Source organism: Paraburkholderia sp. (assembly GCF_024281035.1).
GTDB lineage: Bacteria > Pseudomonadota > Gammaproteobacteria > Burkholderiales > Burkholderiaceae > Paraburkholderia.
The window spans coordinates 21,182-29,871 of sequence record NZ_JAMXLH010000019.1 but is presented as its reverse complement, the minus strand read 5'-3'; the positions used below and the strand labels follow the sequence as shown (position 1 = coordinate 29,871).

Annotated in this window: 11 protein-coding genes; 2 read left to right on the top strand and 9 right to left on the bottom strand. The window is 64.4% G+C overall.

Features of this window, described 5'->3' with window-relative positions:
• A partial coding sequence (locus tag Q0L30_RS04725) for an amino acid--tRNA ligase-related protein (protein WP_296651858.1) occupies positions 1–646 on the top strand: 646 nt, incomplete at its 5' end.
• 310 nt (positions 647–956) lie between these two features.
• A complete protein-coding gene (locus Q0L30_RS04720) occupies positions 957–1,691 on the top strand; it encodes a glycine zipper 2TM domain-containing protein (RefSeq protein ID WP_296651853.1) in 735 nt (244 codons plus the stop codon).
• A gap of 101 nt (positions 1,692–1,792) precedes the next feature.
• On the opposite strand, the gene iscX is transcribed toward Q0L30_RS04720, so the two are convergent.
• The 9 genes from iscX to Q0L30_RS04675 form a co-directional block, all read right to left on the bottom strand.
• Positions 1,793–1,990 carry a Fe-S cluster assembly protein IscX gene (iscX, locus tag Q0L30_RS04715; protein ID WP_293042362.1) on the bottom strand — a complete coding sequence of 66 codons (198 nt, stop codon included), beginning with the start codon at positions 1,988–1,990 and terminating at the stop codon, positions 1,793–1,795.
• 22 nt (positions 1,991–2,012) lie between these two features.
• Positions 2,013–2,354, bottom strand: coding sequence for an ISC system 2Fe-2S type ferredoxin (fdx, locus tag Q0L30_RS04710; protein ID WP_296651848.1), 342 nt, complete (start codon positions 2,352–2,354; stop codon positions 2,013–2,015).
• Between the two features lie 182 nt (positions 2,355–2,536).
• Complete coding sequence (gene hscA / locus Q0L30_RS04705) at positions 2,537–4,408, bottom strand: Fe-S protein assembly chaperone HscA (RefSeq protein ID WP_296651846.1); 1,872 nt, start codon at positions 4,406–4,408, stop codon at positions 2,537–2,539.
• 91 nt (positions 4,409–4,499) lie between these two features.
• A complete protein-coding gene (gene hscB / locus Q0L30_RS04700; protein WP_296651843.1) occupies positions 4,500–5,036 on the bottom strand; it encodes a Fe-S protein assembly co-chaperone HscB in 537 nt (178 codons plus the stop codon).
• A 112-nt stretch (positions 5,037–5,148) separates the two neighbouring features.
• Positions 5,149–5,472, bottom strand: coding sequence for an iron-sulfur cluster assembly protein IscA (iscA, locus tag Q0L30_RS04695; RefSeq protein ID WP_296651840.1), 324 nt, complete (start codon positions 5,470–5,472; stop codon positions 5,149–5,151).
• Positions 5,473–5,624: 152 nt separating this feature from the next.
• Positions 5,625–6,029 carry a Fe-S cluster assembly scaffold IscU gene (gene iscU / locus Q0L30_RS04690; RefSeq protein ID WP_293042347.1) on the bottom strand — a complete coding sequence of 135 codons (405 nt, stop codon included), beginning with the start codon at positions 6,027–6,029 and terminating at the stop codon, positions 5,625–5,627.
• A gap of 84 nt (positions 6,030–6,113) precedes the next feature.
• Positions 6,114–7,337 carry an IscS subfamily cysteine desulfurase gene (locus Q0L30_RS04685; RefSeq protein WP_296651835.1) on the bottom strand — a complete coding sequence of 408 codons (1,224 nt, stop codon included), beginning with the start codon at positions 7,335–7,337 and terminating at the stop codon, positions 6,114–6,116.
• Between the two features lie 59 nt (positions 7,338–7,396).
• Entirely contained in the window at positions 7,397–7,930 is a 534-nt protein-coding gene (gene iscR / locus Q0L30_RS04680; protein ID WP_296651833.1) for a Fe-S cluster assembly transcriptional regulator IscR, read from the bottom strand.
• A gap of 163 nt (positions 7,931–8,093) precedes the next feature.
• On the bottom strand, positions 8,094–8,576 hold the full coding sequence (locus tag Q0L30_RS04675) for a low molecular weight protein-tyrosine-phosphatase (RefSeq protein ID WP_296651830.1): 483 nt from the start codon (positions 8,574–8,576) through the stop codon (positions 8,094–8,096).
• Positions 8,577–8,690 lie beyond the last annotated feature (114 nt).

The following is an 8,690-nucleotide window of genomic DNA, read 5'->3' as shown; positions in this document are numbered from 1 at the left end:
GCAGCTGATCCGCCAGGCCGCCATCGACGCGAGCGGCACCGCCGTGCTGACGTACCAGGGCCGCGAACTCGACCTCTCGAAGCCGTTCCATCGCTTGACGATCGTGCAGGCGATCCAGAAGTACGCGCCGCAATACACGAACGAGCAACTCGCCGACGCCGCTTTCCTGCGCGCAGAACTCAAGAAGTTCGGCGTGGACGCGAACCAGCCGCAATTCCTCAACGCGGGCGTGGGTTCGCTGCAGCTGGCGCTCTTCGAAGAGACGGCCGAGTCGCAGCTGTGGGAGCCGACCTACATCATCGACTACCCCGTCGAAGTCTCGCCGCTCGCGCGCGCCTCGGACACGCTGCCGGGCATCACCGAGCGCTTCGAGCTCTTCATCACGGGCCGCGAGATCGCCAACGGCTTCTCGGAACTGAACGATCCGGAAGACCAGGCCGCGCGCTTCAAGAAGCAGGTCGAACAGAAGGACGCAGGCGACGAGGAAGCCATGTACTACGACGCCGACTACATCCGTGCGCTCGAGTACGGCATGCCCCCGACCGGCGGCTGCGGCATCGGCATCGACCGCCTCGTGATGCTGCTCACGGATAGCCCGAGCATCCGCGACGTCATTCTCTTCCCGCACCTGCGCCGCGAAGACTAAGCCGAGACTGAGCCGACTGCGCCGACTGATCCACACGGCGCAGCTCGCCAGAACGCCATCGGGGCGCATGCGGTTCACGCCGCATGCGCCCCGATCGTTTGTAACCATCGGTAAAAGCTACCAGGGTCCGTCCCCTGCCCGGTACGGCGCATGAATCGGTAGAGCAAGCAGGGATGCACTGCGGCAGCTTTCGGTGCGACGGTTGGCCATGCCGGCCGAGGGCATGCGTTACAAATTGAAACTCACCCGGATTCGATCTGGCTCACACTGGCCTTCGTACGCAGCAACTCTGCGATAGACGGAGCCTGTTATGAACCAGACCGATCCGAACTTCATCCCCAAGCGCCGATTGAACCCGCTGATCGCGACGGCAGCCGCCGCCGTCATCGTGGCGAGCCTCGCGGCCACCGCAGCCATTACCGGCGTCTTCCCGAAGGCCTCCAGCAACACCGGACAGACCGAGCAGACGCAAACCGGCCAGACCGCCATGATGGCGTCGCCGCAGGTAATCGACTCGACGCAGCCTGCGCCGAAGGTCCAAAGCGTGCCGCTCGCGCAGAACGGCGCGCCTACTACCGGCCAAGCGACGAACACGACGGGTGCACCGCCCGCTCAATATGCACAGCAGCCACAGCCGATGCAGCAGCAGCCGATGCAGCCGCAACAGATGCAGCAGCAGTACGGGCAGCAAGGGCAGCAAGCCCAGGGACCGTGCGAGTCGTGCGGCACCGTCGAAGCCATTTCCGCAGTCAAGCATGAAGGCCACGGCACCGGCATCGGCGCAGTGGGCGGCGCGGTGGCAGGCGGCGTGGTCGGCAACCAGTTCGGCTCCGGCAATGGCCGCGTGGCGATGACGCTGCTCGGCGCGCTCGGCGGCGGCGTGGGCGGCAACGCAATCGAAAAGCATCTCCGGAGCACCACGAGCTATTCGGTGCGCGTGCACATGGACAGCGGCAAGACGCGCTACTTCAGCTACCGGCAACCGCCGCCGTTCCAGCAAGGCGAGCACGTGCGTATCTCGCACGGCACGCTGGTCGCGGCCTGACGCCGGTCTGTCCTGGCGCGGCCACAAAGAAAAAAGGCGATTCGCCCGTTGGGCGAATCGCCTTTCTCACATCCTGAAGCCGGGAAAACCCAGAGGAAGTCTCAGTAGTCCGCGTCTTCGATCCAGGCAGCCTGAATCGCCTCCAGGATCTTTTCGTTCGAGCGCTCCGGATCGTCGTCGAAGCCCGTAAGCTCCATGATCCAGCGGTGCAGGTCGGTGAAGCGCACATACTGCGGATCGACTTCCGGGTGCGTGTCCGTCAATGCCATCGCGATATCCTGCGTATCGGTCCATTTCATGGCTGCCCGCTCCTCTTTTGTCTCAGTGGTTTTCCTTCGCATGATTGATCGAGTAACGCGGGATCTCGATCACCAGGTCGCCTTCTTCCGGCACGATGGTCTGACACGACAAACGCGAAGTCGGTTCGAGACCCCACGCCTTGTCGAGCAGGTCGTCCTCGGCGTCGTCGGACGGTTCGAGCGTGTTGAAGCCTTCGCGCACGATCACGTGACAGGTCGTGCACGCGCAAGACTGCTCACACGCATGCTCGATCTCGATCCCATGTTCGAGCAGCGTGCTGCACACGCTCTCGCCCGGTTTCGCCTCGATTACCGAGCCTTCCGGGCACAGTTCGGCATGGGGCAGCACCACGATTTGAGGCATTGTGAATTCCGTTTCCAATAGCGTTGGTACCGGGCGCTGTGCCCCGTCTCAGACGGCGGCCTGCGTCCATTCTACTGGCGCGCTGCGATTTTCCACATCGGGAAAGCACGCACGCGCCACTTCATTCATGTTTCATACATGCCCGATCGGCTCGCGCTTCACGGGCTTTATTTCAACGGCCTTCAGCCGATTTCGTCGAGCCGCTTGCCCGCCAGCGCCCGCTTGATGCCCTTGTTCATGCGGCGCGCGGCGAAATCGTCGGTGCCTTCTGACAGCGCCTTCGTCGCCGCCTCGATCGCGTTCGCATCCTCGCCCTGCGTAATCGTGCGCAACGCATCGATCAGGACGTCGAGCCGCTGGCGCTCGTCGGCGTCGAGCAGTTCGCCGTCGGTGGCGAGCGCCGCCACGGTCGCCTCGACGATGCGTTCGGCTTCCACCTGCGCCTCGCGCAGCGCACGCGCGCGCATGTCGACTTCGGCGGTCTTGAAGCTGTCTTCGAGCATCCTGGCGATGTCGTCGTCGGCGAGGCCGTAGGACGGCTTCACCACCACCGATGCCTCCACGCCCGAATGCTGCTCGCGCGCGAACACCGAAAGCAGGCCGTCCGCATCGACCTGATAGGTCACGCGGATACGCGCCGCGCCCGCCGCCATCGGCGGAATGCCGCGCAGCTCGAACCGTGCGAGCGAGCGGCAGTCGGCAACGAGCTCGCGCTCGCCCTGGACGACGTGAATCGCCATCGCCGTCTGGCCGTCCTTGAACGTCGTGAAGTCCTGCCCGCGCGCGACCGGAATGGTCGAGTTGCGCGGGATGATCTTCTCGACGAGGCCGCCCATCGTCTCCACGCCGAGCGACAGCGGGATCACGTCGAGCAGCAGCCAGTCTTCCTCGCGCCCGCGGTTGCCCGCGAGCAGGTCGGCCTGAATCGCCGCGCCGAGCGCGACGACCTGGTCGGGATCGAGATTCGTGAGCGGCGGCTGGCCGAAGAACTGCTCGACCGCGCGGCGGATCACCGGCATGCGCGTCGCGCCGCCCACCAGCACCACGCCCTTCACGTCCTTCGGCGTGACCTTCGCGTCGCGCAGCGCCTTTCGCGTCGGCGTGAGCGTGCGTTGCACGAGCATTTGCGTGAGCGCTTCGAAACGCGGTTCGTCGATCGTCAGCGCGATCTGCTTGCCGCTCGACAGCGTGACGTCGATGCGCGCCTCGGGCGCCGACGAGAGCGCTTCCTTGGCGTCGCGCACGCGATCGAGCATGAAGCGCACGTCTTCGGGCGCGAGCGTGGCCGCGTCGACGCCGGCCTGCTCCAGCACGTAAGCGAACAGCGCCTGATCGAAGTCGTCGCCGCCGAGCGCCGAATCGCCGCCCGCCGCGAGCACTTCGAAGACGCCCTTCGTGAGCTTGAGGATCGACAGATCGAACGTGCCGCCGCCGAGGTCGTAGACCGCGTAGAGGCCTTCCGAGCCGTTGTCGAGGCCGTAGGCAATCGCCGCCGCCGTCGGTTCGTTCAGGAGGCGCAGGACGTTCAGTCCGGCCAGACGCGCGGCATCCTTCGTCGCCTGGCGCTGCGCCTCGTCGAAATACGCGGGCACCGTGATGACCGCGCCCACGAGGTCGTCGCCGAGCGTGTCTTCGGCGCGCTGGCGCAGCGTCGCGAGGATTTCGGCCGAGACTTCGACGGGGCTCTTCACGCCGTCGACGGTCTGGATCTGCACCATGCCCGGCGCGTCGACGAATTCATACGGGGCGTTCACGGCGCCTTCGACATCGGCCTTGCCGCGACCCATGAACCGCTTGACCGAGACGATCGTGTTGCGCGGATCGCTCGCGGCTTCCGCCTTCGCCGTGCGGCCGATGCGGCGGCCGCCGTTCGCGAGATAGCGGACCACGGAGGGCAGCAGCACGTGGCCGGCCTCGTCGGGCAGCACGTCGGGCACGCCGCTGCGCACCGCGGCGACCAGCGAGTTCGTCGTGCCGAGGTCGATGCCGACCGCGAGTCGCCGTTGATGCGGCGCCGGCGCCATGCCGGGTTCGGAGATTTGAAGTAATGCCATCTGTGTGATCTTTTGCTGGCCTCGCGGCCCTTCTAATCCGTGTTTTACTTCCTGCCCGCCGCACTAGCCCCGTCAGCCGGCCCCTGCACATTCAACCTTCGAGTCGCTCGATCTGCACGTCGATCTCGTGCAGCACGCGCTCGATGAACATCAACTGGCGCACCGCTTCCGCCGCCGGCTGGTTCGCGCCGCTGTCGAGCAGCGCCACCAGCTTCGCGACGCGCACGCGCTCGTCGTCGCGCAGTTCGGCCGCGAGCGCATCGAGCGCATCGACGTTCTTCGCGCGGTAGGCGTCCTCGATCGCTTCGCGCCACTCCATCTGCTGCATGAGGAACGCGGGCTCCATCGCCGTGTTGCTCTCGATGCCGACGTCGATGCCGCGCAGATGCAGCAGATACTTCGCGCGCTTGAGCGGGTCGCGCAGCGTCTGGTACGCCTCGTTCGTGCGCGTGGCCCACTGCATCGCGATGCGCTTTTGCGCGTCGCCGGCCGCGGCGAAGCGGTCGGGGTGCACCTGCGCCTGCACGGTGCGGTAGGCGTGGTCGAGCGTGGCCGCGTCGATCGTGAATTGCTCGGGCAGGCCGAACAGAACGAAATGGCTATCGGAGAGCGAAGAAAGCGAGGTCATCGAAAAATGCCGCCCCGGTGGGGCTTCGTCGGCTTCGTCCGCATGTGCGGCGCGCATGCCATTAAAAGTCAAAAAGGCGGCCTGTGCCGCCTTTTTCCCGCATCGGGCGGGCTCAAATACGGAAGGACTCGCCGCAGCCGCACTCGTCCTTCACGTTCGGATTATTGAATCTGAAACCTTCGTTGAGCCCGTCGCGCACGAAGTCGAGCTCCGTGCCGTCGATGTACGCAAGACTCTTCGGATCGACGATGACCTTGACGCCATGGCACTCGAACACGCTGTCTTCGGGTGCCAGATCATCCACGTACTCAAGCTTGTACGCAAGACCCGAACAGCCCGTCGTGCGCACGCCAAGGCGCAGGCCCACGCCCTTGCCACGCCGCACCAGGTACCTTTCCACCTGCTGTGCTGCCTTTTCCGTCAACGTAATTGCCATAGCGTTCTTGCAGCGCCCTCGAGCCGTGCGGACCGGAAGTCGTCCCTTCAAGCCGTAGCGCAACCCTTGCCTGCATTCAAAGTCGTTAGCGTCGCAGCGGATCGACTGCCGTCCGCTGCACTCCTGAATCGTGTTCTGCGTGAAGCGCGGTCTCAGGCCGCGCTTGCGTCCGCCTGCTCCGTGTGGCGCTGGCGATAGTCGGCGACCGCTGCCTTGATCGCGTCTTCCGCGAGAATCGAGCAGTGGATCTTGACCGGCGGCAACGCGAGTTCTTCCGCGATGTGCGTGTTCTTGATCGCGAGCGCCTGATCGAGCGTCTTGCCCTTGACCCACTCGGTTACGAGCGAGCTAGACGCGATCGCCGAGCCGCAGCCGTAGGTCTTGAACTTCGCGTCTTCGATCACGCCGTCCGCGCCCACGCGAATCTGCAGCTTCATCACGTCGCCGCAGGCCGGTGCGCCGACCATTCCGGTGCCCACTGTGTCGTCGTCCTTCGCGAACGAGCCGACGTTACGCGGGTTTTCGTAGTGGTCCAGAACCTTTTCGCTATATGCCATGATCACACTCCTTCAATTCGTCGGCCGCGCTGCACGCGTTTTATCGCAGTTGCGCTGCGGCCTTGTCAGGTTACGTCCGCGCGTTCAGTGCGCGGCCCACTGGATTTTCGACAGATCGATACCGTCCTGATGCATCTCCCACAATGGCGACAGTTCGCGCAGCTTGGCGATCTTCGTCTTCAGCAGGTTGATCACGTAATCGACATCCTCTTCGGTGGTGAAGCGGCCCACGGTGAAACGAATCGAGCTGTGAGCCAGTTCGTCGTTGCGGCCGAGCGCGCGCAGCACATACGACGGTTCCAGCGACGCCGACGTGCAGGCCGAGCCCGACGACACCGCCACGTCCTTCACCGCCATGATCAGCGACTCGCCTTCGACGAAATTGAAGCTGATGTTCAGGTTGTGCGGGACACGCCGTTCCATGTCGCCGTTCACGTAGGTTTCTTCGATTGCCTGCAGGCCGCGCAGCAGCTTGTCGCGCAGCATGCGCACGCGCTCGTTTTCCGTCGCCATTTCTTCGCGTGCGATACGGAACGCTTCGCCCATACCGACGATCTGGTGCGTGGCGAGCGTGCCCGAGCGCATGCCGCGCTCGTGGCCGCCGCCGTGCATCTGCGCTTCGATGCGCACGCGCGGCTTGCGGCGCACGTACAGCGCGCCGATGCCCTTCGGGCCGTAGGTCTTGTGCGCCGAGAACGACATCAGGTCGACCTTGAGCTTTTGCAGGTCGATGGGCGCCTTGCCCGTCGATTGCGCGGCGTCGACGTGGAAAATAATGCCCTTCTCGCGGCAGATCTCGCCGATCGTCTCGATGTCCTGGATCACGCCGATCTCGTTGTTCACGTGCATGACGGAAACGAGGATCGTGTCGGGACGCAGCGCGGCCTTGAACGCTTCGAGGTCGATCAGGCCGTTGTCGCGCACGCTCAGATACGTGAGTTCAAAGCCTTCGCGTTCGAGTTCGCGGCAGGTGTCGAGCACGGCCTTGTGCTCGGTCTTCACCGTGATGATGTGCTTGCCCTTGCTCTTGTAGAAGTGTGCGGCGCCCTTGAGTGCGAGGTTGTCCGACTCGGTTGCACCGGACGTCCAGATGATTTCGCGCGGATCGGCGTTGACGAGCGCGGCGACCTGTTCGCGCGCTTCCTCGACCGCACGCTCCGCGGCCCAGCCGTAAGCATGGCTGCGCGAAGCCGGATTGCCGAACTGCTCGCGCAAATACGGGATCATCTTGTCCACCACGCGCGGATCGACAGGCGTCGTCGCGCTGTAGTCCATGTAAATGGGCAGGTGGGGAATGTCGTTATTCATCAATTGCTCCGGGGAATCTGTGTGCTGCTTTTATATAGTGCGCCAGCCGTCGTCACGCTTCAGGAGCCGGCCATGTTGAATATCGAGTTCGGCCCGAGAGGCATGGCGCGCAACGGCTCGACCGCCGGAGTATCCGTGCGGCGGTCGCGCAGCACAGCCGGCGCGACACCTTCGCGGGAGCGTTGCTTGTCGACAAGATCCTTGAGCGACACCGAATCGAGGTACTCGACCATCTTCTGGTTCAGCGTCGACCACAGTTCATGCGTCATGCAGTGGCCGTCGTGCGCCTTGGTGCCCTCGCACGAGCCCTTGCCGCCGCACTGGGTGGCGTCGAGCGGCTCGTCGACGGCAATGATGATGTCCGCGACCGTGACATCCTCCGCACGACGCGCGAGATTGTAGCCGCCGCCCGGCCCGCGGACCGATTCGACGATCTCGTGCCGGCGCAGTTTGCCGAAAAGCTGCTCGAGGTAGGACAGTGAAATGTGCTGCCGCTGGCTGATGCCGGCGAGCGTCACCGGGCCCTGCTCCTGGCGCAGCGCCAGGTCAATCATCGCCGTGACGGCGAAACGGCCTTTAGTGGTGAGTCTCATGATGTGGGAAAACCGCGATGCCTGACAATTTTGGTCAAGTATAAATACATGAGCAAATTAGTCAAGTATCCGCACCGCCATTTGGGTTATTCGCCATGCAGTTAATAGCCCAAAACGGCCCAAATCGCGCAACGGGGGATTTCTCTGTCATGGCGGGCCGGCGCTAGTCGACGAGCCGGGTGCGCAGCGCGGCCAGGAGGCCCGCACAGGCCGTTTCGCACTGATCGAGCACCGTTTCGAAGCCGGCATCGCCGCCGAAATAGGGATCCGCGACTACGCGCGCATCAAGCTGCGGCGCGAATTCCATCAGCAGACGGACCTTTTTGCGCGCCTGCGCCGGACACACGTCCTCCAGCGCACTCAGGTTCGCGTCGTCCATCGCGAGGACGAAATCGAAACGCTGGAAATCGGCCGCTTCTATCTGACGCGCGCGCAGCGGCGCCAGATCGTATCCGCGCCGGCCTCCGGCGCGCTGGGCGCGCGCGTCGGGCGCCTCGCCGATGTGCCAGTCTCCGGTGCCCGCCGAATCGACGTCGATGCGCTCCGTGAGCCCCGCCTCCTCGACCAGATGCCGCATCACGGCCTCAGCGGTGGGCGAGCGGCAGATGTTGCCGAGGCAAACGAAACAAACGGAAACCTTTTTCATCGTATCGAAGCGCAGCGCGAATGAGAGCAATTCGAGGCAAACCCAAGGCCAACCCAAGGCCAACCCAAGGCCAACTCGCGATTATACAAAGAAGACGGATACCCGATCCGAGGG

What these genes read in the sequence shown, in the direction of transcription:
- Q0L30_RS04720 (WP_296651853.1), top strand. Translation starts at nt 957, where the DNA reads ATGAACCAGACCGATCCGAACTTCATCCCCAAGCGCCGATTGAACCCG.
- iscX (WP_293042362.1), bottom strand. Translation starts at nt 1,990, where the DNA reads ATGAAATGGACCGATACGCAGGATATCGCGATGGCATTGACGGACACG.
- fdx (WP_296651848.1), bottom strand. Translation starts at nt 2,354, where the DNA reads ATGCCTCAAATCGTGGTGCTGCCCCATGCCGAACTGTGCCCGGAAGGC.
- hscA (WP_296651846.1), bottom strand. Translation starts at nt 4,408, where the DNA reads ATGGCATTACTTCAAATCTCCGAACCCGGCATGGCGCCGGCGCCGCAT.
- hscB (WP_296651843.1), bottom strand. Translation starts at nt 5,036, where the DNA reads ATGACCTCGCTTTCTTCGCTCTCCGATAGCCATTTCGTTCTGTTCGGC.
- iscA (WP_296651840.1), bottom strand. Translation starts at nt 5,472, where the DNA reads ATGGCAATTACGTTGACGGAAAAGGCAGCACAGCAGGTGGAAAGGTAC.
- iscU (WP_293042347.1), bottom strand. Translation starts at nt 6,029, where the DNA reads ATGGCATATAGCGAAAAGGTTCTGGACCACTACGAAAACCCGCGTAAC.
- Q0L30_RS04685 (WP_296651835.1), bottom strand. Translation starts at nt 7,337, where the DNA reads ATGAATAACGACATTCCCCACCTGCCCATTTACATGGACTACAGCGCG.
- iscR (WP_296651833.1), bottom strand. Translation starts at nt 7,930, where the DNA reads ATGAGACTCACCACTAAAGGCCGTTTCGCCGTCACGGCGATGATTGAC.
- Q0L30_RS04675 (WP_296651830.1), bottom strand. Translation starts at nt 8,576, where the DNA reads ATGAAAAAGGTTTCCGTTTGTTTCGTTTGCCTCGGCAACATCTGCCGC.